This is a genomic window from uncultured Parabacteroides sp., from assembly GCF_902493135.1.
In the GTDB taxonomy this organism is placed as follows: Bacteria; Bacteroidota; Bacteroidia; order Bacteroidales; family Tannerellaceae; genus Parabacteroides.
Window position 1 is genome coordinate 61,463 of the sequence record NZ_CABUOD010000008.1, and the last position, 25,937, is coordinate 87,399.

At 47.2% G+C, this 25,937-nt stretch carries 24 protein-coding genes; 19 read left to right on the forward strand and 5 right to left on the reverse strand.

Annotated features, from left to right (window positions below; all coding sequences use genetic code 11):
• Positions 1-22: 22 nt before the first annotated feature.
• From mtgA to RDN79_RS05390, 3 genes are read left to right on the forward strand one after another with little or no spacing between them, the layout of a single operon-like run.
• Positions 23-841 carry a monofunctional biosynthetic peptidoglycan transglycosylase gene (gene mtgA, locus RDN79_RS05380; RefSeq protein WP_298554757.1) on the forward strand — a complete coding sequence of 273 codons (819 nt, stop codon included), beginning with the start codon at positions 23-25 and terminating at the stop codon, positions 839-841.
• Positions 838-1,506, forward strand: a complete 669-nt coding sequence (gene lipB, locus RDN79_RS05385; protein ID WP_298554754.1) for a lipoyl(octanoyl) transferase LipB — start codon at positions 838-840, stop codon at positions 1,504-1,506. Before mtgA ends, lipB begins: the two co-directional genes overlap by 4 nt.
• Positions 1,503-2,465, forward strand: coding sequence for a tRNA-dihydrouridine synthase family protein (locus RDN79_RS05390; RefSeq protein ID WP_298554751.1), 963 nt, complete (start codon positions 1,503-1,505; stop codon positions 2,463-2,465). The genes lipB and RDN79_RS05390 overlap by 4 nt, the downstream gene beginning before the upstream one ends.
• Here RDN79_RS05390 and RDN79_RS05395 read toward each other — a convergent pair.
• The 3 genes from RDN79_RS05395 to gpmA all read right to left on the reverse strand — a co-directional run bounded on the left by RDN79_RS05395 (position 2,435) and on the right by gpmA (position 4,718).
• Positions 2,435-3,196 (reverse strand): exodeoxyribonuclease III, encoded by a 762-nt coding sequence (locus tag RDN79_RS05395; protein ID WP_298554748.1) that lies wholly within the window; start codon positions 3,194-3,196, stop codon positions 2,435-2,437. The two genes, RDN79_RS05390 and RDN79_RS05395, sit on opposite strands and share 31 nt — an antisense overlap.
• A gap of 121 nt (positions 3,197-3,317) precedes the next feature.
• A complete protein-coding gene (locus RDN79_RS05400) occupies positions 3,318-3,881 on the reverse strand; it encodes an RNA polymerase sigma-70 factor (RefSeq protein WP_298554746.1) in 564 nt (187 codons plus the stop codon).
• Positions 3,882-3,965: 84 nt separating this feature from the next.
• Entirely contained in the window at positions 3,966-4,718 is a 753-nt protein-coding gene (gene gpmA / locus RDN79_RS05405) for a 2,3-diphosphoglycerate-dependent phosphoglycerate mutase (RefSeq protein ID WP_298554744.1), read from the reverse strand.
• A gap of 142 nt (positions 4,719-4,860) precedes the next feature.
• On the opposite strand from gpmA, the gene RDN79_RS05410 reads away from it, so the two are divergent.
• The 8 genes from RDN79_RS05410 (at position 4,861) to RDN79_RS05445 (ending at position 16,518) form a co-directional block, all read left to right on the forward strand.
• The gene (locus tag RDN79_RS05410) at positions 4,861-5,886 is read left to right on the forward strand and encodes a FecR family protein (protein WP_298554742.1); all 1,026 of its coding nucleotides are present in this window, start codon (positions 4,861-4,863) and stop codon (positions 5,884-5,886) included.
• Between the two features lie 238 nt (positions 5,887-6,124).
• The gene (locus RDN79_RS05415; RefSeq protein ID WP_298554739.1) at positions 6,125-9,424 is read left to right on the forward strand and encodes a TonB-dependent receptor; all 3,300 of its coding nucleotides are present in this window, start codon (positions 6,125-6,127) and stop codon (positions 9,422-9,424) included.
• 12 nt (positions 9,425-9,436) lie between these two features.
• Positions 9,437-11,047 (forward strand): SusD/RagB family nutrient-binding outer membrane lipoprotein, encoded by a 1,611-nt coding sequence (locus tag RDN79_RS05420; RefSeq protein WP_298554737.1) that lies wholly within the window; start codon positions 9,437-9,439, stop codon positions 11,045-11,047.
• Positions 11,048-11,362: 315 nt separating this feature from the next.
• A complete protein-coding gene (locus RDN79_RS05425; RefSeq protein WP_298554735.1) occupies positions 11,363-11,542 on the forward strand; it encodes a hypothetical protein in 180 nt (59 codons plus the stop codon).
• A 308-nt stretch (positions 11,543-11,850) separates the two neighbouring features.
• Positions 11,851-12,252: a nickel-responsive transcriptional regulator NikR gene (nikR, locus tag RDN79_RS05430; RefSeq protein WP_186930412.1), complete on the forward strand. Its 402-nt coding sequence runs from the start codon at positions 11,851-11,853 to the stop codon at positions 12,250-12,252.
• 90 nt (positions 12,253-12,342) lie between these two features.
• Positions 12,343-14,226: a TonB-dependent siderophore receptor gene (locus RDN79_RS05435; RefSeq protein WP_298554733.1), complete on the forward strand. Its 1,884-nt coding sequence runs from the start codon at positions 12,343-12,345 to the stop codon at positions 14,224-14,226.
• 46 nt (positions 14,227-14,272) lie between these two features.
• Positions 14,273-15,100 carry a 3-methyl-2-oxobutanoate hydroxymethyltransferase gene (panB, locus tag RDN79_RS05440; protein ID WP_298554732.1) on the forward strand — a complete coding sequence of 276 codons (828 nt, stop codon included), beginning with the start codon at positions 14,273-14,275 and terminating at the stop codon, positions 15,098-15,100.
• A gap of 86 nt (positions 15,101-15,186) precedes the next feature.
• Positions 15,187-16,518, forward strand: coding sequence for a cobyrinate a,c-diamide synthase (locus RDN79_RS05445; protein ID WP_298554729.1), 1,332 nt, complete (start codon positions 15,187-15,189; stop codon positions 16,516-16,518).
• On the opposite strand, the gene RDN79_RS05450 is transcribed toward RDN79_RS05445, so the two are convergent.
• Positions 16,490-17,908: a sialate O-acetylesterase gene (locus RDN79_RS05450; RefSeq protein ID WP_298554727.1), complete on the reverse strand. Its 1,419-nt coding sequence runs from the start codon at positions 17,906-17,908 to the stop codon at positions 16,490-16,492. The two genes, RDN79_RS05445 and RDN79_RS05450, sit on opposite strands and share 29 nt — an antisense overlap.
• Before the next feature lie 72 nt (positions 17,909-17,980).
• Between RDN79_RS05450 and RDN79_RS05455 the strand changes: the two genes are divergently transcribed.
• From RDN79_RS05455 to RDN79_RS05490, 8 genes are all read left to right on the forward strand, one after another.
• Positions 17,981-18,559: a cob(I)yrinic acid a,c-diamide adenosyltransferase gene (locus RDN79_RS05455; RefSeq protein WP_298554724.1), complete on the forward strand. Its 579-nt coding sequence runs from the start codon at positions 17,981-17,983 to the stop codon at positions 18,557-18,559.
• Positions 18,560-18,639: 80 nt separating this feature from the next.
• Complete coding sequence (locus tag RDN79_RS05460) at positions 18,640-18,957, forward strand: type II toxin-antitoxin system RelE/ParE family toxin (RefSeq protein ID WP_195483146.1); 318 nt, start codon at positions 18,640-18,642, stop codon at positions 18,955-18,957.
• A gap of 8 nt (positions 18,958-18,965) precedes the next feature.
• Positions 18,966-19,310 (forward strand): HigA family addiction module antitoxin, encoded by a 345-nt coding sequence (locus tag RDN79_RS05465; protein ID WP_298554718.1) that lies wholly within the window; start codon positions 18,966-18,968, stop codon positions 19,308-19,310.
• A gap of 27 nt (positions 19,311-19,337) precedes the next feature.
• Positions 19,338-20,696: a dipeptidase gene (locus RDN79_RS05470; RefSeq protein ID WP_298554716.1), complete on the forward strand. Its 1,359-nt coding sequence runs from the start codon at positions 19,338-19,340 to the stop codon at positions 20,694-20,696.
• Between the two features lies 1 nt (position 20,697).
• Positions 20,698-22,008 carry a DEAD/DEAH box helicase gene (locus RDN79_RS05475; protein WP_298554714.1) on the forward strand — a complete coding sequence of 437 codons (1,311 nt, stop codon included), beginning with the start codon at positions 20,698-20,700 and terminating at the stop codon, positions 22,006-22,008.
• Complete coding sequence (locus RDN79_RS05480) at positions 22,005-23,267, forward strand: amidohydrolase (RefSeq protein ID WP_298554711.1); 1,263 nt, start codon at positions 22,005-22,007, stop codon at positions 23,265-23,267. Before RDN79_RS05475 ends, RDN79_RS05480 begins: the two co-directional genes overlap by 4 nt.
• Before the next feature lie 136 nt (positions 23,268-23,403).
• Complete coding sequence (locus RDN79_RS05485; RefSeq protein WP_298554709.1) at positions 23,404-24,228, forward strand: purine nucleoside phosphorylase I, inosine and guanosine-specific; 825 nt, start codon at positions 23,404-23,406, stop codon at positions 24,226-24,228.
• A gap of 11 nt (positions 24,229-24,239) precedes the next feature.
• Complete coding sequence (locus RDN79_RS05490) at positions 24,240-25,028, forward strand: aspartate dehydrogenase domain-containing protein (protein WP_298554706.1); 789 nt, start codon at positions 24,240-24,242, stop codon at positions 25,026-25,028.
• Here RDN79_RS05490 and RDN79_RS05495 read toward each other — a convergent pair.
• Positions 25,011-25,895: an NAD(P)-dependent oxidoreductase gene (locus RDN79_RS05495; protein ID WP_298554703.1), complete on the reverse strand. Its 885-nt coding sequence runs from the start codon at positions 25,893-25,895 to the stop codon at positions 25,011-25,013. The two genes, RDN79_RS05490 and RDN79_RS05495, sit on opposite strands and share 18 nt — an antisense overlap.
• Positions 25,896-25,937 lie beyond the last annotated feature (42 nt).

Below are 25,937 nucleotides of genomic sequence, written 5' to 3' on the forward strand. Positions count from 1 at the left end.
GCGTTCGAAAAGACAAGAATCGATGCGCATACTGAAAAAAATACTGATAGGAAGCCGGAACCTGTTGCTGTTCCTGTTTGTTTCCAGTTTGTTGGCTGTGGTGGCATATAAGTTCATTCCTGTTTACTACACTCCGCTGATGTTCATCCGGATGTACGAACAGTTCCAGGACGGTAAGCCCTTCAAGCTGGAACACAAATGGGTACCGATGAAAAAGATCGCCCAGCCATTGGCACAGGCGGTCGTGGCTTCGGAAGACAATCTTTTTCTCGACCATCACGGTTTCGATATGACGCAGATTCAGAAAGCCCGTGCCGATGCCGAGAAAGGCAAACGCGTACGCGGGGCGAGCACGATTTCGCAACAGACCGCTAAGAACGTGTTCCTATGGCCCGGAAGGACCTATTTGCGCAAAGGCATCGAGGCTTATTTTACCGTCCTGATCGAATGGATCTGGGGGAAAGAACGCATCATGGAAGTCTATCTGAACTCGATCGAAATGGGAGACGGCATCTATGGCGCCGAAGCAGTCGCACAAGCCCATTTCAAAATGCCGGCCTATAAATTGACGAAGGCCGAAGCGGCTCTGATCGCCGCGACCTTGCCGAATCCCCGCAAGTTCAATTCGGCAAAACCTTCTCCTTATATGCTGAAGCGGCAGACGAAGATCATGTCGTTGATGGGAAAACTGCTTAAGATCGAAATGGGGTATGGCAGCGGTGAGCCCGACCCTGAATCAGGTAGCAGGAAAGTGCGTAAACGGAAGAAGCTCCGGGCGGAATCCGGCACGACGGTTCGTCTGATGGAAAAGAATATTCACAAAAGAACGATAATCATATGAGTCATTTTATATATCACGACCTCGGACGTATCGAATATGAGAAGGCCTTGGAACGCCAGACGGCTGCTTTCAATGCCCTTTTGGAAGCGAAAGCACAAGGCATGACCGGGGAAAACCGGTTGTTCTTCTGCGAACACCAGCCGGTACTGACGATCGGGAAGAGTGGCAAAGATGCCAACCTGCTGATTCCGGAAGAACTGCTCGTGCAACGGGGCATTTCTTTCTACCATATCAACCGGGGAGGGGATATCACGTATCACGGGCCGGGACAAATCACCGGATATCCGGTCTTCGACCTGGATGCCTGGAAGTTGGGGCTCAAGCAATACATCGACAGGCTGGAAGAAACGATTATCCGTTTTTTAGCTCTTTATGGTATTAAAGGGGAGCGGCTCGCGGGAGCTACAGGTGTGTGGATCGATCCCGATGTACCGGGAAAAGCCCGTAAGATTTGTGCGATCGGTGTGAAAAGCAGCCGTTTCGTCACCATGCACGGCTTTGCTTTGAATATAAATACGGACTTGAATTACTTCTCCCTGATCAATCCTTGCGGCTTTAAAGATAAAGGGGTTACCTCGCTTGAGAAAGAGTTGGGGGCGGAGCAGGATTTCGAAACGGCCAAAACACGTCTTCATTCACTCTTCACTGAAATGTTTCCGGAATGATGGAACCGTATGTCATTCATTTCGCCCCTTTGCAGGGTTATACCGACTCGGTTTACAGGGAAGCGCATGCACAAATATTCGGGGGAGTCGAGACTTATTACACTCCGTTTGTCCGTCTCGAAAAGGGGGGCTTCCGTAATAAGGAGCTGCGGGATCTTGCACCGGAAGCAAATACATCCGCCTCACTCGTTCCCCAGATGATCGCAGCCTCGCCCGAAGAGTTCCGCCGGATTGCCGGTTTGTTTCGTGAGTCGGGCTATCGGCGTGCCGATATTAATTTAGGTTGTCCTTTCCCTATGCAGGCACGACAACATCGGGGAGCGGGTATCCTGCCTTATCCGGATGAGGTGAAAGCGTTGTTGGAAACGATCTTTGAGTTTCCGGAGATACAGTTCTCGGTCAAACTGCGGTTAGGCTGGGATTCATCGGATGAGGCGCAGGCGCTTCTTCCTTTTCTGAACGGGCTGCCCCTCACGCATCTCACGCTGCATCCCCGGATCGGCACGCAGCAATATAAAGGAGAGGCGGATCAGAAGGCTTTCTCCCGGTTTTACGATTCATGCACGCTTCCGCTTTTTTATAATGGCGATATCCGGACTTTGCCGGATATTCGTTCGTTAGTCGGACGCTTCCCCCGTTTGAAGGGGATCATGCTCGGACGCGGTCTGCTGTCTTCTCCTTGGTTGGCAACGGAATATATATCCGGTATCCCGCTTACTGCCCAGGAGAAGAAGGAAAAGCTGTCCGCTTTCCATGCCTTACTAATAGCGGGCTATTCTTCCCGTCTGGAGGGAGGCGAACATCAGATACTTGACAAGATGAAGACTCTTTGGGACTATCTGCTGCCGTATGCAGAGAAACGGCTCCGGAAAAAAGTCCTGAAAAGCTCCCGGCTGGCGGATTACCAGGAGGCGGTGAGGAATTTAATTTACGACACCTCGATCACCGCCGGACAATGATCCGAATGGACGGCCTCATTTAAGATATACGCTTTTTCCACCTGTCCTTTCATAGGTTCGCTGACCATGCAATAGTCGATGCGCCAGCCCTTGTTTTTGGCCCGGGCGCTGAAACGGTAACTCCACCAGGTATATTCTTGTTTGTCCGGGTTGAGGAGGCGGAAAGTATCGATGTAGCCGGCATCCAGGAAACGAGTCATCCATTCCCGCTCTTCCGGAAGGAAACCGCTGTTCGTCGCATTGCGTATCGGGTCATGGATATCGATCGGCTCGTGGCAGATGTTGTAATCCCCGCATAAAACCAACTTCGGACGCGACTTTTGCAACTCCACCACATAGTTCTGGAAATCTTCCAACCATTCCATCTTGAATGCCTGACGCTCGTCGCCGCTCGTACCCGAAGGGTGGTAAACGCTGATCACCGACAGATCCCCGAAATCGGCCCGGATGAAACGGCCCTCGTTATCGTACTTTTCGATCCCCATCCCATATTCCACGTGGTCCGGTTCGCGGCGGCTCAGGATCGCAACCCCGCTATAACCTTTCTTCTGCGCACTGAAAAGCCACGCTTTGTAGCCGAGCGACTCGAATACTTCGGCCGGGTATTGGTCCGGTTGCAACTTGGTTTCCTGCAGACAAAGCACGTCGGGCTGTTCTTGTGCCAGCCATTCGGGCAATCCTTTTCCTACGGCGGCACGCAGGCCGTTTACATTGTATGTGATAATTTTCATCTCCAAATACTTATTTCAATGATATGGCAAATGTAATTGAAATCCATAATTCATCAGCCATAAATCATGATTTTTTATATTTGCAGTTGTAAACACCAAATATGCGCTTCGAGCAGATCACCTATTTATAAAGCAGCCAAAGCAGTAGCGGCATATAGTCTTTTAGTTCCGTACGGAGTATTTTCAGGGATTGGCAGATACGGTATGCAATAGTTTTAGGAGAAACACCTGTCCGGTCGGCGATCTCATTATAAGTAAGATGGTGGAAACGGTTCAGTTCGAACGCTTGTCTATAGTCCTCCGGGAGCTCCCGGATCGCTTTGGTAACCAAAGCGATCAATTCTCCTTCCAGATAAAAGTCCGGATCTTCAAACTGATCTTTGAATTTATCATATAATTTTTCCCTGACTTGTTGTTTGATTTGATTGTGGGTTATATTATTCAGGCAGCGGTTTTTAACCATCGTAAACAACAGGGATTTCAGGGACATTTCCGGATTTAAAAGGGTATGGTTTTCCCATACCCACATCATAACATCCTGTACAATTTCTTCACATTCGGATTCTGCTACGTATTGAGAGGCAAAGGCACATAGCCCCCTATAATATTGTTTATAAACGGTGTCGAACATTTGTTCGTCACCGCTATTTAATTTGTGTATAGTTTCTTCGTTTTCGTAGACCACCAGGTTCTTTTTTATTGCAAACTTAATGAATTATTTTGAATAAAGAGCGATTCTTATTCAAAATAGAACAAATACTCCCTGGCTTTATTTTTTATCTTTCTTTCCTTGATTAGCTACTGCATCCATTAATTTTTTAATTTCTTCCGGATCACCGAGAAAATAATCGTTCACAAGATTCATATTATCGTCAAATTCAAATACGTACGGCACGGCTGTCGGCAGGTTAAGATGTACGATCTCGTCGTCCGGGATATTTTTCAGATATTTGATAATCCCACGCAGGCTGTTCCCGTGAGCGGCTACCAATATCTCGTCGGATGTTTCGAGCGAAGGGAAGATCACTTCTTTCCAATATGGCAAAATTCGTTCCACCGTATCTTTCAATGATTCGGTACGGGGGAGTTCGCTATCGGGTACATCTTTATAACGGAGTTCGAAACGCGGATTGCGCGGATCGTCTTCTTTCAGAGGTTGAGGGGCGATATCATAACTTCTGCGCCAGATCAGTACTTGTTCGTCTCCATATTTTTCAGCCGTCTCGCTTTTATTCAGTCCTTGTAACGAGCCATAATGCTTTTCATTCAGCCGCCAACTCTTTTCTACCGGAATCCAATCCTGATCCATCCGGTCCAGAACGCAATTTAATGTTTTAACAGCACGTTTCAGATAAGATGTGTACGCTTTGTCAAATTTGAATCCTTTTTCTTTCAATAAATCACCGGCCTTTGTCGCTTCCTCTACGCCTTTTTTGGTAAGATCAACATCTGTCCATCCCGTAAAACGGTTTTCTTTGTTCCAAACACTTTCGCCGTGGCGAAGTAAAACTATTTTTTTCATATGCTTAACTTTATAACTAACTGATTATTAATATAACAGATGAGATGATGAAAAAGATTTTATAAATTCTTGAAAAGAAATCGCTTTTTCGTTTAGTACATCCTTTTTCTGGATTGTATTAGTTATAGAAACAGGAAAAAAGATGACAATAGACGAAAACATATTAATCAAGTATCTGGACGAGACACAGACTAAGAGCGAACAAGCCGAGGTTGAAGCCTGGCTGGCGGAGTCGCCCGCAAATGAAAAGGTGCTCGAGCAGTTATATTTCACGTTACAAGTAACGGATCGCCTGCATGTCATGCAGTCTGTAGACCCTGAAATGGCGCTTGTCCGTTTTAAATCGAAAGTACGTAAACAAAATAAAAAAGTTAGGTTGTATAGGAATTTGTCTTTATTGCAAAAAGTAGCAGCAGTGTTGTTCATTCCGGTATTGATTTTATCTGCATATATGTTTATGCAGTTAGGACGTGAAAGGGTGCGCATGGTTGAAGTGCGCACCAATCCCGGAGTGGTTTCCCGCTTTGAACTGCCTGACGGCACGAAAGTTTGGCTGAATGCAGGAAGTACACTGACCTATCCGCAGAACTTCTGGTCCGAAAGTCGCCAGGTGGAATTGACCGGACAAGGCTATTTTGAAGTAACGAAAGATCCGGAAAAGCCTTTCATCGTAAAAGTCGATCCGGCCTATTCGATAGAAGTTTTAGGAACCACTTTCGATGTGTCGGCTTACCGGGATGATGAGGTGATCGGGACCACATTGGTGGAAGGGTCTGTAAAACTGAATATTAATCAGAAAAACGGCAAAACGGTTTCCCAGCTTTTAAAGCCGGATGAAAGAGCCGAATTTTCGAAATCGACCTGCAAACTGAATATTACTTCTGTCAATACGGATTACGACACGGCCTGGATAAACGGTGAAGTCATTTTCCGTAACCATTCGATGCGACAGGTTTTAAAGATGTTGAGCCGCCATTACAATGTCAGGTTTGACGTGAAGGATAACGATGTGCTGAATTCGGTTATCACGGCGCGTTTCAAGGATGAGCAGTTGCCGCAGGTTATGGAATATCTCAAACTCGCTTCCGGTATTAAGTATAAGATACAGAAGCCGGTGATGAATACCGACAATACGTTGCAAATATCAGTAATAGAAATATCAAAATAAAAAATAGAGTGTATAACCATTTTAAATCGGATTGCCCATGAAGACATAAGAGGAATTAAAAAAACATACGGAAGAATGTTGACGCATTCCCCCGCATGAAAAGTCTAAAAAGCTGTTGACGCAGCTCACAAATAACTTTATTATAAATAATAAGCATCACAAAAATATGAATAAAATTGTAACCTTAGAAATTATAGGAAAGGAAAGTTACGCTTTTTTCCTAAAAATACCATTAGTTATGAGATTAAGTGTTGTATTTCTTTTTTTGAGTCTCGGCATTGCAGTAGCAAACAATTCCTATGCCCAGAATACCACTTTATCGTTGGAAATGTCGAACAGTACGATTGCCAACGTGCTGGAAGCGGTAGAGAATCAGACGGACTTCTCCTTTATCTATGATGCTAACGTGGTCAACATAAATAAGAAGGTCTCTGTCAGTGTAAACGAAAAAAATATCTTTGATGTACTGAATAAAATGTTCGGTAATAGCGATATCGCTTACACCGTTGTTAACAAAAAGATTATCCTGAATAAGAAAGAAACTGTCATGCAGCAACAGGGTAAACGCGTGTCGGGTGTGGTTGTCGATAAGAACAACGAACCGGTTATCGGCGCTAATATCTTGGTGAAGGGAACGACAAACGGGACGATTACCGATATAGATGGTAAATATACGCTCGACAATGTTCCAGCCGATGCCACATTGGTATTTTCTTATATCGGATTCGATTCGCAGGAGTTGAAATATGGCGGACAGGCTACTATCGATGTGACTTTGTCCGAAGATACGCAGAAGTTAGATGAAGTGGTTGTGACTGCCATGGGTATCAAGAAGAAAGCTGCTTCCTTAACCTATTCAAGCCAGCAGGTTGGAGGTGACGAACTGACACGTGCCAAAGATCCGAACATGATTACGGCATTGGCTGGTAAGACGGCCGGTGTGCAGATCAATAAGAACTCATCCGGTCTGGGTGGTTCGGCAAAGGTTTCGATCCGTGGTGTACGCTCTGCCAATGCAGATGCAAACAACCAGCCTTTATATGTGATCGACGGTGTTCCGATGTTGAACTCGATCAGCGAACAAGCCTCTTCCGCAATGGGAGGTAAAAATAACGGTGGTAACCGTGACTCCGGTGACGGTATCTCCAACCTGAACCCGGACGATATCGAAAGCATGAGTATCCTGAAAGGGGCTTCTGCTGCCGCCCTCTACGGTTCGCAGGCTGCCAACGGTGTGATCCTGATCACGACAAAGAAAGGTAAGGCTGGTTTGCAGCGCGTTACTTTCTCTTCCAACCTGACGGTCGATCATGCAATTAGTCTTCCTGAATTCCAAAACAATTACGGTCGTAAGGACGACCAGAGTTGGGGCAAAGATGGGAACCTGAAAGATTATGATAATGCAGGCGATTTTTTCCAGAATGGGGTAACGGCTATCAACTCGTTGTCACTGACAAGAGGTAACGATAAATTGCAGACTTATTTCTCTTATGCAAATACCAGTGCAAGCGGTATCGTAGAAAAGAACAAACTGCAGAAGCATAACCTGAACTTCCGTGAAACGGCACAGTTCTTTGACGATCGCCTGAATATCGATGCCAACGTCAATCTGATGACGCAGTCTATCAAGAACCGCCCGACCTCCGGTGGTTATTATATGAATCCACTGGTTGGGTTGTACGGATTTCCACGTGGCGAGGATATAGCTCCCTACAGAGATGAATACGAAACGATCGATTTCGAACGGAATATGCCGGTACAGAATTGGCATACGGCTATTAACAGTTTCGAGCAGAACCCCTATTGGCTGGTGAATCGTGTGACAAGCCGCGACAAGCGTTACCGTGCGTTGGCTTCATTGACTGCGGCCGTGACAGTTACAGACTGGCTGAAAATCCAGGCTCGTGGGAATGTGGACTATACGAACGATAAGTTCCAGCAAAAAATGTATGCAACGACCTCGGTCGATATCGCCGGTACGAACGGTCGCTACATCGACCTGAACCATACGGAAATGTTGTTGTACGGAGATGTTATGGCTATGGTTAACAAGAAATGGAACGACTGGTCTTTGAATGCAGCCTTAGGTACAAGTATCAACAGTACGCGGGTAGACGAGTTACGCTTGGATTCCAAGACAGCTTCCCTCTATTATCCGAACGTATTTACTGTTGCCAATATCAATATGAACACATCGGCCGGCTGTGACGAGATCATCAACCAGCGCCGTACGCTCCAGTCTATATTCGCGACAGCCCAGGTGGGATGGAAAGAAAGCCTGTATTTGGATGTTACGGCCCGTAACGACTGGTCTTCCACACTGGCATTCACCAAACATAAGAATAAAGGTTTCTTTTATCCGTCAGTCGGTTTGTCATGGATCATGAATAATTCGCTCGATATGCCGGAATGGATCAACTTCGGTAAACTGAGAGGCTCCTGGTCTAAAGTGGGTAACGATATTCCTCTGTATGTAAGTAATCCTGTCGATATGATTGGTGCAGGCGGTAAGATCATCGTGAACGAAGCGGCTGCTTTCGATAACTTGAAACCTGAATTGAGCACATCCTGGGAAGTCGGTACGGAATGGAAGTTCTTCAATTACCGTTTGGATTTGGATTTCACTTACTATAAGACAAATACGAAGAACCAGTTGCTGAAGATGCCGTCGTTTGCAGGTGCACCGTATAAATATTATTACGTAAATGCAGGTAATATCCAGAACGAAGGTGTGGAACTAACGGTTGGCGTCACACCGGTTATGACGAATGATTTCCGTTGGAAGTCTTCATTCAATTTCTCAACCAACAAGAACAAAGTAGTGAAATTGCATCCGGACCTGAAATCGTTCGCTTATGGGGACGAGGGCTTCAGTATGATGTATATGATGCGTATTAAAGAAGGCGGTTCGCTGGGTGACCTGTACGGAAATGCTTTCGAACGCGACGAAGCCGGTAAGATCATTTTTGATGAAAACAATTTGCCGAATGTAAATACCGGTAATAATGTGAAGGTCGGTAATTCAAACCCGGATGCTTTGCTGGGATGGAGCAATACCTTTACTTATAAAGATTTCTCTTTGTATTTCCTGGTTGACTGCCGTTTTGGGGGTGATGTATTGTCTATCACACAGGCTGACCTGGATTCCAAAGGCGTGACACAGGCTACAGCCGATGCCCGTAATGCCGGTTTCATCGATTTGGAAGGTACACGTATTGAAAAAGAAAATATAGAAGCTTTCTATAGTCGGGTCGGCGGACGTAACGGATGTTCCGAATATTATATGTATAATGCTACAAACGTTCGTTTGCGTGAACTTTCTTTAGGCTATACGTTCCCGAGAAAATTGATGGAGAAATCGAAAGTGTTCCAGGATGTGCAACTCTCATTTGTTGCCCGTAACCTGTTCTTCTTCTATAAAGATGCTCCGTTCGATCCGGATGCCAGCTTGTCCAGTGGCAATGGCAACCAGGGTGTGGATGTGTTCGGTATGCCGACTACCCGGAGCTTAGGTTTTAATCTGAAGGTTTCATTCTAAAAAAAGAGTATTATGAAAAGCAAATTCAATAAATATATAGCTGCGTTCTTTATTGCAGGAGTGGCCGGACTGATGGCTTGTACGGAGGACTTCGAATCGCAGAATACGAAAACAAACGGTTTTAACGAGGAACTGCAATCGTACGATTATATGTACTACACCTTGCCGCTTACGATCGTTGAACAAGGTATCTATTTCAACTATGATTGGGGTGGTGGCAAGAACTGGCCGTTCCAGACGATGCAGAATCTGGAAGCCGATATGTTCTCCGGTTATTTCCATGATATGAACGGTAGTTTTAATAGCAACAACTCCACCTATCACTTGAACGATGGCTGGACTTCTTCCAACTGGACTTATACTTATGGATATATAATGACCGCAGCCAAGAATGCAGAACGCAGGAATGCGGACAGGCCTGAATTTCTGGGTGTCGCTAAAATCCTGAAGGTGGAACTGATGCATCGCATTGCCGATATCTACGGACCGCTGATCTATACGAATTACGGCGAAAGTACCGGTTCCGAACCGGAAGATATGAAAACGGCTTATTATGCATTTTTTGCCGATCTGGACGAAGCATTGGAGGCTATCCGTTCGTATGTAGCGGCCAATCCGGATAAAAATCCTTTTAAGAAATCGGATTATCTGACACCGAACCAGACTTATGGCGACTGGATCAAATTTGCCAATTCTTTGCGTTTGCGCCTGGCTATCCGTTTATCCGTTGTCGATCCGTCTAAAGCTGCCGAAGAGGTTAAAAAAGCGTTGTCTGATGAAGGTGGCGTACTGGAAGAACCGGCGGACGTAATTGCAGTGAATGCTACGACAAGCGGATTCACGAACCCGTTGGGGGAAATCAATAAGGGTTGGGGTGAAGTCTTTATGAATGCAAGCATGGAATCTTTCCTGGTAGGATATGACGATCCGCGTATTTCTAAATATTATACTCCGGCTTCCGGTGGTTCTGAAGGAGCTTTATTCAATATTGCCGGAACTTATAAGGGAGTCCGCCAGGGAACGGGAGTCACGCATAAAAAATATAGCGACCATTCGGCCAGTACGGTCGCCCAGAACACGGATGCTATTCTGATGACGGCTGCCGAAATCTGGTTCCTGCGTGCCGAAGCGGCTCTTCGTGGATATATTTCCGGCGATCCGGGCGAGTATTATAAGAAAGGTGTCGAAACTTCTTTTGCACAGTGGGGAGCTGATAACGTTTCCGACTATCTGGCAAGCGAGAAAGTTCCGGCCGATTATAAGGATGCATTCGACGCGAAGTTTGATGTGGCTGCTGTCTCCAAAGTGACGCCAAAGTGGGACAACGCTCTTTCCAACGAACAAAAACTGGAAAAGATCATTACACAAAAATGGCTGGCGATCTATCCGGAAGGTTGTGAAGCTTGGACGGAACAAAGACGTACAGGATATCCGAAACTGTTTAAAGTAGCTGTCAATAATAGTGGTGGAACGATCGATACGGATATCATGATCCGCCGTCTGTTCTATCCGCAGGCATTGATCAGCGACAATCCGACGCAGTACGAACAATTGCTTCAGTTATTGGGTGGTCCTGATACGGGCGGAACTCGTCTGTGGTGGGATATGGGCAGAAACTTTTAAGAAACATTTGATTCTGTAATATTTTAAGTTAGAACGATTAGATTATAATGGGAGCGGGCTTGTGAAAAGTCTGCTCCCATAAATTTTTACAATAACCCCTCTTTTTTCTATTTCAAGAGAAAACGATCGCAATTCCAATCTGTCTTTTTTCTACTTGTTTGATCCTTTTTCTAACATAATAGACTGATCGGCTGCCGGGGTTTCCCCAATAGCATTGCATTTGTCAATTAATTCCCCATGATTCCTTACATCCCGGAAAAGTTTAACTCTCGGAGAATCGAATATTTGAGAGAATATGAAGGAGGATACGGAAATATGGCAAGGGAGACAAGGTTCTTTTCGGAGGTGGTGGCGGGAGATTTCCGTGACGACCGTCTTCATCGCCTTGACGACCGTCTTTGCAACTCCGGGTTGCCGAGTTCACTATGTATGAACATTGACTTCATGGTGATGAAGACGGTCGTCGTGGAAATTTTCTGCGCAATTCATGAGTAAAACGTTTCCATAACTACTTTTTTCGTCTTGGAGATAATAATTCAGAAGACACTTGACAAGAGGTTTGTAAGCCGTTTGAAGATGTTTTTTACAATAAGTCATTGGGGCGATTGAGGGGGGAGGAGGCGTTTTATTCATGGAATATATCGTATGAACAGCAGTATTTTTTATGCAGGTGTAGGAAGGAAAGATAATGTAAAGCATAATAAAAAAACTTTTTCAAATTCTACTTTTACCATTTATACAACTCTTTGATATAAAAAAAATATACTACCTTTATGCCCGAATTTTTAATAAAAGAGCTGTATATGTCTTTAAAGCGTTTCGGTGTTTCATTGGAAGATAACCTGCTGGAATCGTTAGACCAATATGTGAGCGAGAATGGTTTTGCCAATCGTTCGCAGGCTATCCGTTTTCTGGTGGAGAAGAATGTCGCTGAAAAGAAATGGCAGTGTAACCATATCGTGGCAGGTACGATTATCCTTATGTATGATCAGGTAAAAAAGGAGATTACTTCCCGGATTGCCGATATCCAACAAAATTATCAGGATGTTATCCTGTCTTCTTCCCAATATTATGTGAACCGGAATTTTTGTCTGCACATCGCGACCGTGATGGGTACGGCTTACCGTTTGACTGAACTGTCGGACCGGTTGACTACGATAAAGGGACTTAAGCATGGCAAGTTGGTTATGAGCCGGGCGGATTAGATATATTTTTTATCCATGCGGTAGCACGAATTATAAAAAGTGTGACACGATTGAATGTTTGACAGTAGAAATTTAATACATAGAAGAGAGATGAAAAAAGTAGTTTTACTTGCCTCCGGGCTTTTGTGCAGTTCTCTGGTCTTTGCAAATGATCCGGTTGCAATCGATAGCCTGATTAACTTGCAGGGGGTTGTGATTTCAGCAAATAAGGTACAGGTGAATCGTAGCAGTGTGCCGCTTACTATCTCGGTGATCGACCGGGACCAAATTGAGGCGAGCAGCGAATCAGCCTTGTTGCCGGTACTGTCGGAACGTGTACCGGGGTTGTTTGTGACAGAAAAAGGGGTTACCGGCTTTGGGGTTTCTTCCGGATCGGCCGGAACGGTGAATATTCGTGGTGTCGGACAGGGCAACAAGGTGTTGATGTTGTTCGATGGACAGCCGCAATGGACGGGAGTGTTCGGACATTCTTTGCCTGATACCTATGTGGCTTCGGATATAGAGCGCGTGGAAGTGATCCGCGGACCCGGTTCTTTGCTGTATGGTTCTAATGCGATGGGAGGGGTTGTTAATATCATTACCCGCCAGCATAAGCAGCAGGGACGCCGTACGCAGGCACGTGTCATGTTCGGTTCGTATAATACGCAGAAGTATATGATTAACAATGGATATAACATCGGAAATTTCAGTAGTTTCATATCTGTCAATCATGATCGTACGGATGGGCACCGGCCTGATTCGAAATTTGATATCACGAATGGTTTTGCAAACTTAGGATATCGGATGGATGACCATTATAAGGTGACCGGAAATTTGAGTCTTGCTAAATACAATACGGAAGATCCTGGTATGATCACCGCTCCCAAGTTGGATCATGTGATGCATATCTTACGTGGAACGACCTCTTTCGCATTGGAGAATCATCATGAGAAGACAAGCGGGGCACTTCGTGTTTTCTATAATTGGGGACATCATAAAATCAACGACGGCTATTCGGAAGGGAAGCAACCGAGCCCGTTCCTGTTTTATTCGGACGACCACAATACGGGAATCCAATTATATCAGTCTTTCCGTCTGGTGAAAGGGAATACATTTACGGCAGGTGTCGATTATAAGAATTGGGGCGGACATGCCTGGAATGATTCGATCAAAGGTACGATCGGGGAGGTTGTCGATAAATCGGTTCACGAAGTGGCGGGGTATGCCATCATGCAGCAGGATTTGTTTGATATCTTGAGTTTGAATGCCGGTGTACGTTATGAACATAGCAGTGCTTATGGGGGAGAGTGGGTTCCGCAAGCGGGTTTTGCGATCCGTCCGTTTGAAGGGAATACGATAAAAGGTTCTTTTTCTAAAGGCTACAGAAGTCCTACGTTGCGTGAATTGTATATTTCTTATCTTCCTTATTCGAAAGCTAATCCGGATCTGAAACCGGAAAGTATGTTGACTTATGAATTGTCTATCGGCCAATTCCTGCTGGATAATCGTTTACATGCCGAACTGACTGCTTTTTATATGGATGGCAAGGACATGATTTCGGTTGTAAACCGGCAGATGTCCAACATCGGGCGCTTTTATAATAAAGGTATAGAATTCGAAGCCGGTTATCAGGTCTGTAAGAATTTGAATCTGGATATGAATTACAGCTATTTATATATGAATAAGGAAATAGAAGCGGCTCCGGCACATAAATTATATGCCAGTGCTACTTATACGCCCGGACGTTTTACCTTTAATATGAGTCTACAGTCTATTTTCGATCTCTATACTACGGTTGGAAAGACACCGGAAGATAATAAAAAAGAGGATTACACGGTCCTGAATGCCCGTGCTTCTTATCGTTTCGGTTCGTTGGATAAGGGTTTGAAGCTCTTTGTAAAAGGTGAGAATCTGACGGCTACCCGTTATTCGATAAACGAGGGATATCCGATGCCGAAGGCAACCTTTATGGCTGGAATCGATGTCACTTTCTAAACATTTTGTATACCTTTGCGCCTTGTAACATTTAATAAAAATCATTATGTCAGTTGCAAAGAGGGATTTAGAGGATAATAGAAAGGTGACCACACATCGCCTGATAGAAATGAAACAGCGTGGAGAGAAGATTTCCATGTTGACAGCTTACGATTATTCGATGGCTACTTTGATCGATCAGGCCGGTATGGATGTTATCTTGGTCGGCGATTCTGCTTCCAATGTAATGGCCGGTAACGTGACGACACTGCCGATCACGCTGGACCAGATGATCTACCACGGTAAATCGGTGATGAAAGCCGTTAAGCGTGCGTTGGTTGTAGTAGACCTGCCCTTCGGTACGTATCAGGGTAACTCGAAAGAGGCGTTGGCCTCCGCTATCCGTGTGATGAAGGAAACCCATGCGGACTGTATCAAACTCGAAGGTGGTGCGGAAATACGGGAATCGATCGAACGTATTTTGTGTGCCGGTATTCCTGTTATGGGACATTTGGGATTGACTCCCCAGTCGATTAATAAATTCGGAACCTACACCGTTCGTGCCCGCGAAGAGGCAGAAGCAAAGAAACTGATCGAAGATGCTCATCTGTTGGAAGAAATCGGTTGTTTCGCGATCGTTCTGGAAAAGATTCCGGCTACTCTGGCTGCACAGGTCGCTTCCGAATTGACGATTCCTATTATAGGCATCGGGGCCGGTGGCAGTGTTGACGGACAGGTTTTGGTCATGCATGACATGCTGGGTATCAATCAGGGGTTCTCTCCTCGTTTCCTGCGCCGTTATGCAAATCTGGCTGAGGGAATTACCCGTGCCGTACAGAATTATATCGAAGATGTAAAGACCCAGGACTTCCCGAACGAGAAGGAACAATACTAAATAATTATTGTAATATAGATAAAAGCCTCGGATTGACTATTCGGGGCTTTGTCGTATATTTGTAGTTCTTACAAAAACATACGGGTATGCAATCTCATCTACTGATCGGTGCCGCTTCATCGGGAAGCGGAAAAACTACATTTACGCTCGGTTTGCTTCGTGCTTTGAAGAATCGTTCGCTTAAGGTACAGCCATTTAAATGTGGGCCGGACTATATCGATACGCGTCATCACAGGATGGCTGCCGGTAGTCCGTCTGTGAATCTGGATCTGTTTATGATGTCGGAAGCGCACGTCTGTGATTTGTATGCCAGCTACACCCAAAATAGGGATGTGGCGGTAACCGAAGGTGTGATGGGGTTGTTTGACGGTTATGACGGTATGAAGGGCAGTAGTGCAGAAATCGCCTGTATGCTGGAAATACCGGTAGTTCTGATTGTCAATGCAAAGAGCACGGCATACTCCGTGGCTCCTTTATTGTACGGATTTAAGCATTTTAATAAGAGCATACGTGTAGTAGGAGCTGTGTTTAATTTTGTCGCGTCCGAAAGCCATTATTCTTTTTTGAAACAGGCTTGCGAGGATGCTGGGGTAGAGGCCTTGGGTTATCTTCCCAAACGTGTGGATGTGGAGATCCCCAGCCGGCATTTAGGATTGTCATTGGATGAAGATTTCTGTTTTGAAGAGTTTGCCGACCGTGTAGCGGAACTTGTCGAGAAATATGTAGACATCGATCGCCTGTTGGAACTTACGCAGCCTACCCGGACGCCTGTCGTTCCCATATCCGTGGACTTTCATTCCTATGATCGGAAGCCCTCATTTGCGATTGCGATTGCACGCGATGCCGCATTCAGTTTTATGTATGAAGCAAATATCCGCTATCTGCATCAGTTAGGGGAAGTGACTTATTTCAGCCCGTTAAAAGATGCTTCTTTGCCGAAAGCCGATTTCGTTTATCTTCCCGGAGGCTATCCTGAATTATACCTTGCTGCTTTATCATCCAATCAATCTATGCTTCAATCGATTCGTCAGTATGCTGAGAGTGGTGGGAAGCTGTTGGCTGAATGCGGAGGAATGATGTATCTTTGCGACGGGATACGGGATAAAGAAGGAAAGGTTTACCCGATGGCAGGTGTGTTGCACCAGTCCGCTACCATGGAAAATATGAAATTGCGTTTGGGATACCGTACCTTATTATATAAGGGTTCTCATCTGAAAGGCCACGAGTTTCATTACTCCCGTATTGTAAGACAAAAGAACCCGCTTCCATCCTGTGCTGCTGCCACTACGGCCAAAGGAGTGGAAACGGATACTTCGCTTTTTTCTTATAACAACGTACGAGCCGGATATACCCATTTGTATTGGGCAGATCCGGCTACAAATGAATGGTTCACCAATTATCTGTACGGAAAGGAATAACCGGAAGGTTACGGTGGTTCTTCAGATTACCCGGTTGGAAGTTACGGAAACAATAGCGAACGGCTACGGGATTTTTTACTTTCCGGGAAGATACGATGATTTCGTTCGGATTGGAACCGAATTCGGCTTTTGCCGGATGGAATACTTTATTTGGTCCGGCGATTTCAAACCCTTCTATACCGATCCACGGGCTGAATCCTTTTTCAGCGTTATCGAATCGGACCGTAATTTTGTTTCCGTTGACCTGCATCTCCCTATAAGAAGGACTGTCTGCAATGATCCCTTTATAACCGTATGTTTTGACTAAAGCCTGATAAGCCAGTCGATCGCCGATATCCTTTTTGTTTTGAGGGTGGATCTGCGGGGCTTCATAAGGTTCGACCAGATCATTGGTCGAGATCAGGCCACTGTTGGGAATCAATGTTTGTGCCTTAAATTGTGCTTCACGCAACAAGGCTCCGTCGATCGCATCCGGTTTGTTGTTATAAGCGAAAGGAGCGATTTCTACAATATAGAAGGGAATATCCCCCTCTTTCCAGAGCGAACGCCACTGCTTGACCATCGTGACCAGCCGATCGGCATATGTGTCGGCTTTTCCTACGTTGCCACATCCCTGGTACCAGGCAAAACCTTTGATTGTATAATTCCGGCACGGATAAAGCAGGGCATTGTACATAATCATCGGATGTGTCCAACTCCTTTCCTTTTGTCCGGCTTCGTTGAGGTCTATATCCGGATAGTTTTTCAATATTTCTTCGGGCAACCATCCTTCCACACGGGAACCGCCCCAAGAGCAGTTGATGATGCCGACGGGCACCTGCAAAGTGCGTTGCAATGCTAAAGCGTAAAAATACCCGGTGGCGCTGAACCATTGTGCGTTTTCGGTAGTCGGCTGTTTCCATTCTCCGTTCGCATATGTCTGCGGGGTGAGAGCACTTTTGCGTTCGATAGTCGCCATGCGGATACCCGGATGGTTGGGGGCATCGGCTATTACATTATTGGAATCGTGTATCGGACATTTATCGAAACCGTTCAAAGGCATTTCCATATTGGACTGTCCGGAGCAGAACCAGACTTCACCGATCAGCACGTCGTGAAGTGTCACGGGCTCTCCATCGCTGATCGTCAGGGTCTGCGGGATAAAGTTTGCACTGGGTGTTCCGATTGCCGTTTCCCAGAATCCCTGGTCGTTTGCTTTCGTCTCTACAGGCTGGTTGCTCCAGGATGCCTGGATGGTAACAATACTGTTGGGAGTCGCTTCTCCCCATAAGCGTGCATCGGTTTGCTGTTGGAGTACCATATGGTCGCTTAACAATTGCGGTAATTTTACTTTGGCATTAGCCGTTATGCAACATAACAGGCAGAATGCAGGAATCAGATTTGCTTTCATAAAAATTAGATTAAATACAATAGTCAAAGATAATGGTTATATTTGTCACGATACTTATCAAATTTGATAAAAATGAGAATATACACGCGTGGAGGAGATAACGGCCGCACCGGAATTCATGGTGGCGAACGAGTGGATAAAGACGATATCCGGATCGAAGCGAACGGGACATTGGATGAAGTGAATGCCGAGATCGGCATTGTCCGTGCTTTGCTGCCTACCGAACATGAATGGCAGGACTTGTTGGGAAAAATACAACGGGAGATGATGGTGGTAATGTCGCATGTGGCGACTCCGTCCGGCATTCGTCATAAGAACCCGAACAAAATATCCGGTGATCTGGTTACTTTTTGTGAGGAACGTATTGATGCTTTATCGGGGCAGATGACAGATAACGGTTACTTTATCCTGCCCGGCGGCTCTTTGGTTTCCGCCCACTTGCAGTCGGCCCGTACGATCGTACGCCGTGCCGAACGCCGTCTGTGGACATTGAACCGGAAAGATCCGGTTTCTCCTGAGATCATGCAGTTCGTGAACCGCCTTTCCGATTTGTTTTTTACAATGGCGCGTTATGAAATGTTTTGCCAGGGGAATGCGGAGGAGCGCTGGCAGTCGTTTTTGTATAAGCGGAAAAAGCAGAACAATACCTGATGATGCATAAAAAAGAAGTGTTCACATTTTTGTGAATACTGGAAGAATATAGTATATTTGTACGCAAATACGAGAACGATATGGTTGTTACATTCGAAGAAGCATATTTGCGTGACCTTTACGAGAAAGGAAAGACTGATGACAAGAAGCATCGTTATCAGCCTGATGTGATAAGGCGTTATCAAAAGTGTATAGATTTTCTTTTGGATGCTAAGAAGGTAGAAGAACTCCTTTTGATAAATTCCTTGAATTATGAGGCACTGAAAGGCGATAAGACGGGTATTTCTTCTGTACGGGTGAATAACAAGTACCGAGTTGAATTTACCGTAAGGGATTCGATGGAAGAACCGATTGTTACCGTATGTAATATAATAGAATTGTCAAACCATTATAAATGATTGTAGCTATGATTACACTTCAAGGTATTGATCCTAAAATGATTGCCAATAATTTGACTCCATCCGAACCCATACATCCAGGCGAGTTGATAAAGGATGAGATAGAATATCGAGGTATTTCGCAGCGGAAATTGGCAGCGCAAATGGGGATTTCTCCGACATTGCTTAATGAAATATTGAATGGTAAGCGTTCTGTGTCGACAGAATATGCCCTTCTGTTTGAAGCTGCGCTTGGCATTGATGCAGAAGTTTGGATTCGTCAGCAAACCCGGTATGACATGCAAATGGCAAAATCCGATACCTCTTTTTTGGAGAGATTGGCCCATATTAGAAAAATAGTGGCAGTATTATAGTAGGAACAGAGCAAAATAAGAATAAATATGACATCCGTAAAAAAATATATCGAGTCCAACAAAGCCCGTTTCATCGAAGAGCTTTTCTCTTTGATCCGTATTCCGTCGATAAGTGCCAAGCATGAACATAAGCCTGATATGGAGGCATGTGCGAAACGCTGGACAGAACTCTTGCTTGCCGCCGGTGCCGATAAAGCGGTTGTGATGCCGACCGAAGGCAATCCGGTCGTGTATGGGGAAAAGATGGTTTCTCCTGAGGCGCAGACCGTTTTGGTCTATTCGCACTATGACGTAATGCCCGCCGAGCCGCTTGACCTGTGGAAGAGCCGTCCGTTCGAACCCGAAATCCGGGACGGACGTATCTGGGCACGTGGTGCGGATGATGATAAAGGGCAGGCCATGATGCAGGTAAAAGGTTTCGAAACCGCCCTGAATCTGAATTTGCTGAAATGTAATGTGAAGTTTATCTTCGAAGGAGAAGAAGAGATCGGTTCGCCGAGCCTCGAAGCCTTCTGCCGTACGCATAAAGAATTGTTGAAAGCGGATGTGATCCTGGTTTCCGATACCAGCATGGTCAGTGCCGAAACGCCATCCCTGACAACCGGACTTCGTGGGCTTGCCTATTGGGAGATCGAGGTCACGGGGCCTAACCGGGATTTGCATTCCGGCCATTTCGGTGGTGCGGTTGCCAACCCGATCAATGTGTTGTGTAAGCTGATGGCCGATATAACGGATGCTGACGGGCGCATCACAATTCCCGGTTTCTACGATGATGTGGAAGAGGTTTCGCCTGCCGAACGCGAGATGATCGCCCGGATTCCATTTGATGAAGCGAAATATAAAGCGGCCATCGGTGTGGATGAGTTGTTGGGTGAGAAAGGATATTCCACTTTGGAACGCAACAGTTGTCGTCCGTCCTTCGATATCTGCGGCATCTGGGGCGGTTATACGGAAGAGGGCAGCAAGACGGTTCTTTCTTCCAAAGCCTATGCCAAAGTATCCTGCCGTTTGGTTCCGCATCAGGACCATGAGAAGATTTCAAAACTGTTTGAAGCCTACATTGCCCGTGTGGCTCCGGCTTATGTCAAGGTAAAAGTGACGCCTAAACACGGTGGACAGGGCTATGTCTGCCCGATCGACCTTCCCGCTTATAAGGCGGCTGAAGAAGCCGTTGCCGTGGCTTTTGGCAAACGTCCGTTGGCCGTGCGCCGTGGCGGTAGTATCCCTATTATCTCGACATTCGAGCAGGTATTGGGCATCAAGACCGTCCTGATGGGATTCGGCCTCGAACAGAATGCGATCCATTCGCCGAACGAAAGTTGTACGCTTGATTTCTTTTACAAGGGAATCGAGTCGGTAGCCGAATTTTATAAACGATTCGATTGATATGACAAATAATGAAATAGTCGCCCGTGCGCTTGCCAATACCGGCATTGCCGCTCTGAACGAGATGCAGCAGGCGGTACTGGATGCCGGGACGACAAAAGACATGGTGCTGCTCAGTCCGACAGGATCGGGCAAGACGCTGGCTTTCCTTTTGCCTTTGCTGACGACGTTGACGGATGAGGACAAAAAGATACAGGCCGTGATCATCGCTCCTTCCCGTGAGCTGGCCTTGCAGATCGAAACGGTATTCCGTTCGTTGGGAGCCGGATATAAGGTGAATTGTTGCTACGGAGGGCATCCCATCCGCACGGAGAAGAAGAGTCTCGAACATCCGCCGACGGTCCTGATCGGCACGCCGGGACGTATCGTCGACCACCTGGAACGGGGAAATATCGACCTGGACAGTGTGCGTACGCTGATCCTCGATGAGTTTGACAAATCGCTCGAACTGGGTTTCCTCGCTGAAATGAAGGAGATCTTAGCACATCTCCCCGGCGTGCGCCGCCGGGTACTGACTTCGGCAACGGCAGCAGTCGATATTCCTGCTTTCACCGGGATCACGGCTCCGGTGCGGTTGTCGTTCCTGAAGGATGTGAAGGAGTCGAAGGGACTGACGTTGCGTGTGGTCAAGTCTCCCGTTAAGGACAAGCTGGAAACCTTGTACAAGCTTTTAGGCGAACTGAATGGCGGTTCTGCCCTTATCTTCTGCAATTACCGGGAGACGGTGGAACGGGTGAGCGACTACCTGACCGAAATGGGGGTGGATAACGAATACTTCCACGGGGGAATGGAGCAGCCGGAACGCGAACGCGCCTTGTCGCATTTCCGCAACGGAAGTGCTACCGTATTTATCTCTACCGATTTGGCCTCCCGCGGTCTCGATATTCCGGAAGTGAAGAACGTGATCCATTACCATCTTCCTGTGAGCGAAGAGGCGTATGTGCATCGTAACGGACGTACGGCCCGTATGAACGCGGAAGGGGTCGCCTACCTGATATTGAATGCGGAAGAGACGGTTCCCGAATACATCACCCGCGAGCCGGACGAGTTTTTCCTGCCGGAGGTGGCGAAGAAGCCCGTGTGTTCCGAATGGGTGACGCTGACGATCAACCGGGGGAAACGGGACAAACTGAGCAAGAAAGACGTGGTCGGTTTCCTCTTCCGCAAAGGCGGACTTGAAAAGGAGGATTTAGGCATTGTCGAGGTAAAGGAAAGTTGCGCTTTCGCAGCTGTCAAGCGGGACAAACTTTCCGGGCTGCTGGATCGCATCCGGGATGAAAAGATAAAGAACATGAAAGCTAAGTTTATATGAGCCTGTTGATAAAAGGCGTCTTGTTGGATGACGCCGTGAAAGATGTCTATATCGAAGGAAACAAGATCAGGCAAATCGGCACGGACTTACAAGTACCGGCGGATCAGGTGATCGACGGAAAGCGCAAAGCTCTGATACCGGGCTTCGTGAATGCACATACCCATGCGGCTATGACGCTTTTCCGCGGTTTTGGAGATGATATGCCGTTGATGCCCTGGCTGGAACAGAAGATCTGGCCGAATGAGGACAAGCTGACATACGAAGATATGTATTGGGGAACAAAACTGGCCTGCCTTGAAATGATCAAAAGCGGGACGACGACATTCTCCGACATGTATCATCAATACGAGGCGACTGCCGATGCGGTGGAAGAGATGGGCCTGCGTGCGTTGGTGGCAGGCGCCTGCTTCGACGGCTTCAATCCGAAGTTGGCGGAACGTTGTAAGCGCGAGAATGAAAAGTTGATGGCGGAAGTGGTCGGGAATTACAGTGACAGGATACGGTATGCCGCCGGTCCTCATGCCATCTATACGGTTTCCGGCGAACTGCTGCAATGGATACATCGTTTTGCCGCGGAGCATGATGCCCCTGTCCATCTGCATTTGGCTGAGACGGAAGGGGAGGTACGAGACTCGGTTAAAAAGTTCGGGCTGACGCCCGTGCGTTACCTGAATAAGTTGGGAGTGCTGTCTCCACGCCTGATCATCGCGCACGGCATTTATGTCGATGACGATGAAATCCGCATGCTGGCGGATCACGGGGTGAAAGTGGTGCATAATCCCGCATCCAATATGAAGTTAGCTTCCGGCATCCGGTTCAAGTTCTGCGAGATGCGGAAAGCCGGTGTGACCGTAGCTTTAGGGACTGACGGCTGTTCTTCTTCCAACAATCTGGATATGGTCGAGGCGATGAAGCTCGCTTCGCTTTTAGGCAAGGCCTGGCGGAAAGACCCGGAGGCGATTCCTGCCGGTGATATCTTCCATGCCGCGACAGAAGCCGGCGCTTCGGCTATCGGGCTGAAAGCCGGACGGATTGCCGAAGGATATCTGGCGGATCTCTGCCTGGTGGATTTGAATATCCCGGCTTTTACCCCGAATCATAACTTTGTCTCCAACCTGGTGTATGCAGCGAACGGCAGTTGCATCGATACCGTTATCTGTGACGGTAAAATCCTGATGCAGGATAAAAAGGTTCCGGGCGAGGACGAGATTATGGAGCGGACAGCCGAGCTTGCCTATAAGCTGGTGAGAGAACCGTAGGTGAGGAAACAAAAGTTTCCTCGGCATGAAACAAAAGTTTCCTCGGCATGAAACAAAAGTTTCCTCGGCATGAAACAAAAGTTTCCTCAAAGGGAACCTATTCTTTTATCTGTATGAACAATTAATTTGAATGTATATGAATACAAATGACAATACGATTTATCGGGAAGCGGCCGGTTACCTGTCGTCCCGTATTACCGGTCATCCGGAAACCGCTATTATCTTAGGTAGCGGCTTGGGCTCTCTCGCCGACCAGATCGAGGATGCCGTGGTTATTCCTTACGCTGAGATCCCGCATTTCATGCATTCGACGGCCGCAGGACATAAAGGTAACTTCATCTGTGGCAGGTTAGGAGGAAAACAGGTGCTTGCCATGCAGGGGCGTTTCCATTATTATGAGGGTTATACGATGCGGCAAGTGACGTTCCCGGTCCGGGTGATGAAGCTGTTGGGGGTTAAGAACCTGTTGGTTTCCAATGCGGCTGGCGGTATCAACACGAGTTTTAAAATCGGTGACCTGATGATCATACGCGATCACATCAATATGATGCCTAATCCGTTGATCGGCCCCAATGACGAACAGTTCGGAACTCGTTTCCCGGATATGACGCGGGCGTATGACCGGGAGTTTATCCGCCTTGTCGAAGAAATTGCCGCGTCCCACGGTATCTCGTTGAAGAAAGGCGTATATGTCGGACTGACAGGCCCCTCTTTCGAGACGCCGGCAGAGTATGCTTTCTACGGAAGGGTAGGAGGCGATGCGATCGGAATGAGTACGGTTCCGGAGGTGATCGTGGCCCGTCATGCCGGCCTGCGTGTATTCGGTATGTCCGTGATTACGAATGAAGGCTATCATTTTGCCGATGATTTCGTCAATGACGGCGCCGATGTGATTGTCGCCGCCAATCAAGCGGCTGCGGTCATGACCGTCCTTTTCAGGGAATTGGTTGCCAAGATATAACTTTTGTCGATATGAAAACATTTGTAATAGCAGGATGCGGACGGCTTGCCGGAATCGTTTCGGAAGCTGTCGTCAAAGGGTTGTTGCCCGAATATGAGTTGGTGGGAGTCTATTCGCGTACGGTAGCCAAGGCGGAACGTATTGCCGGCCGGATGGCAGAGGCAGGGAAAAGCTGTGCCCTCTGTACTACGGCGGATGAGCTGCTGGCCTTGAAACCTGATATACTGGTGGAGACGGCTTCTCCGGCCGCTCTTCGGGAGTTCGCCGTTCCGGCGTTGAAGAACGGGACTTCCATCGTGACCCTTTCGATCGGGGCGCTGGCCGATGAAGCGTTTTACCGGGAAGTATGCGAAACGGCCAAGGAGAACGGGACACGTATCTATATCGCTTCGGGAGCTACCGGAGGGTTCGATGTCTTGCGCACAGCAGCCTTGATGGGGAAGGCGACTGCCCGTTTCTACAATGAAAAGGGACCTGATGCCTTAAAAGGAACACCGGTCTATGAGGAGGCTTTGCAGAAAGGACAGAAAGTCGTGTTTACCGGCAATGCGGTGGAAGCCATCCGCCTGTTCCCTACTAAAGTGAATGTCACGGTAGCCGCCTCACGCGCCTCTGTCGGCCCGGAAGCCATGCAGGTGACCATACAGTCGACTCCCGGATTTAAGGGGGATACCCAGCGGGTGGAGATAAGGAACGACCAGGTGCATGCCGTCGTGGATGTGTATAGTGCGACGGCCGAGATAGCAGGATGGTCGGTCGTGAACACCCTGCTGAACATTGTCTCACCCGTTGTATTCTGAGAGATTGGCCAGCACCTTTTCGCTCAGGCGGTCGAATGCCTGGCGGGTGCGGCCTGTCGAGGTCTGCACGCATCGTACATGCGTATGCTCCAAAAGATGGGTGCCGCCCAAGGCGCCGACGGTATCGCAAAAACAAAGGTTATTGCCCGATAGCCATTTGACGAACGGCTCCTCGTCCCAGGCGGGAGACAGTCCTGTGTTGAACAGTATCTTTTTATTACCCAGCTTCCGGAATTCGGCCTCGTGCAGCAGGACGGTGTTTTTGTTCAGGCAGCAAAACAGGGCTTCGCTTTGTGCGAGCAGTTCGTCCAAAGGAAGGAAACGATATCCCTTCTCACGTGCCCAATCCTTTTCTGTGCGGGCAAAATAAGATATTTCCGCACCGAAGAAACGGAGCGCGTCGGCGATCATGCCGCCCGACTTGCCCAAGCCGATGATACCGGCTTTCAACCCGGTGATTTCGCGGACTTCGCCATCCCAGGCCGGCCCGTCAAACCCGTGAAAGCAGCGTACCAGCTCGCTTATGACATATTCGACTACTCCTTCGTCTCCATAATCCCGGATGCCTGTGACCGTGATACCGTGCCCGTTGGCATACATGATATCGACGTTGGCGCTTTCCGGTGAGTAAAGCGAACAGCACATACCGATGTATTTGATATTAGGGCATCTTTCCATTACCTCGCGGCGGATACTCGAAGTGTAACTCAGCAGCACCGCATCGGCATTGCCGATGCGACGGACGATCTCCTCGTCATCCGCCGGAATATCAGGGTACATCACTACTTCATTTGCAAACGAGTGCAATGCTTTTTCTGCCGAAGGGATCAAACTGACCGGCTCTATCGCAACTATTTTACTAAACATGACAAATTATTCTTTTTGAAAATATGAAGAAACAAAGATACG

Bases quoted from the DNA above. Each gene is read 5' to 3' on its own strand.
- RDN79_RS05475 (WP_298554714.1), top strand. From the start codon at position 20,698: ATGACAAATAATGAAATAGTCGCCCGTGCGCTTGCCAATACCGGCATT.
- panB (WP_298554732.1), top strand. From the start codon at position 14,273: ATGTCAGTTGCAAAGAGGGATTTAGAGGATAATAGAAAGGTGACCACA.
- RDN79_RS05410 (WP_298554742.1), top strand. From the start codon at position 4,861: ATGACAATAGACGAAAACATATTAATCAAGTATCTGGACGAGACACAG.
- mtgA (WP_298554757.1), top strand. From the start codon at position 23: ATGCGCATACTGAAAAAAATACTGATAGGAAGCCGGAACCTGTTGCTG.
- RDN79_RS05445 (WP_298554729.1), top strand. From the start codon at position 15,187: ATGCAATCTCATCTACTGATCGGTGCCGCTTCATCGGGAAGCGGAAAA.
- RDN79_RS05390 (WP_298554751.1), top strand. From the start codon at position 1,503: ATGATGGAACCGTATGTCATTCATTTCGCCCCTTTGCAGGGTTATACC.
- RDN79_RS05470 (WP_298554716.1), top strand. From the start codon at position 19,338: ATGACATCCGTAAAAAAATATATCGAGTCCAACAAAGCCCGTTTCATC.
- RDN79_RS05485 (WP_298554709.1), top strand. From the start codon at position 23,404: ATGAATACAAATGACAATACGATTTATCGGGAAGCGGCCGGTTACCTG.
- RDN79_RS05415 (WP_298554739.1), top strand. From the start codon at position 6,125: ATGAGATTAAGTGTTGTATTTCTTTTTTTGAGTCTCGGCATTGCAGTA.
- RDN79_RS05420 (WP_298554737.1), top strand. From the start codon at position 9,437: ATGAAAAGCAAATTCAATAAATATATAGCTGCGTTCTTTATTGCAGGA.
- nikR (WP_186930412.1), top strand. From the start codon at position 11,851: ATGTCTTTAAAGCGTTTCGGTGTTTCATTGGAAGATAACCTGCTGGAA.
- RDN79_RS05465 (WP_298554718.1), top strand. From the start codon at position 18,966: ATGATTACACTTCAAGGTATTGATCCTAAAATGATTGCCAATAATTTG.
- RDN79_RS05480 (WP_298554711.1), top strand. From the start codon at position 22,005: ATGAGCCTGTTGATAAAAGGCGTCTTGTTGGATGACGCCGTGAAAGAT.
- RDN79_RS05455 (WP_298554724.1), top strand. From the start codon at position 17,981: ATGAGAATATACACGCGTGGAGGAGATAACGGCCGCACCGGAATTCAT.
- RDN79_RS05490 (WP_298554706.1), top strand. From the start codon at position 24,240: ATGAAAACATTTGTAATAGCAGGATGCGGACGGCTTGCCGGAATCGTT.
- lipB (WP_298554754.1), top strand. From the start codon at position 838: ATGAGTCATTTTATATATCACGACCTCGGACGTATCGAATATGAGAAG.
- RDN79_RS05450 (WP_298554727.1), bottom strand. From the start codon at position 17,908: ATGAAAGCAAATCTGATTCCTGCATTCTGCCTGTTATGTTGCATAACG.
- gpmA (WP_298554744.1), bottom strand. From the start codon at position 4,718: ATGAAAAAAATAGTTTTACTTCGCCACGGCGAAAGTGTTTGGAACAAA.
- RDN79_RS05495 (WP_298554703.1), bottom strand. From the start codon at position 25,895: ATGTTTAGTAAAATAGTTGCGATAGAGCCGGTCAGTTTGATCCCTTCG.
- RDN79_RS05425 (WP_298554735.1), top strand. From the start codon at position 11,363: ATGGCAAGGGAGACAAGGTTCTTTTCGGAGGTGGTGGCGGGAGATTTC.
- RDN79_RS05435 (WP_298554733.1), top strand. From the start codon at position 12,343: ATGAAAAAAGTAGTTTTACTTGCCTCCGGGCTTTTGTGCAGTTCTCTG.
- RDN79_RS05460 (WP_195483146.1), top strand. From the start codon at position 18,640: ATGGTTGTTACATTCGAAGAAGCATATTTGCGTGACCTTTACGAGAAA.
- RDN79_RS05395 (WP_298554748.1), bottom strand. From the start codon at position 3,196: ATGAAAATTATCACATACAATGTAAACGGCCTGCGTGCCGCCGTAGGA.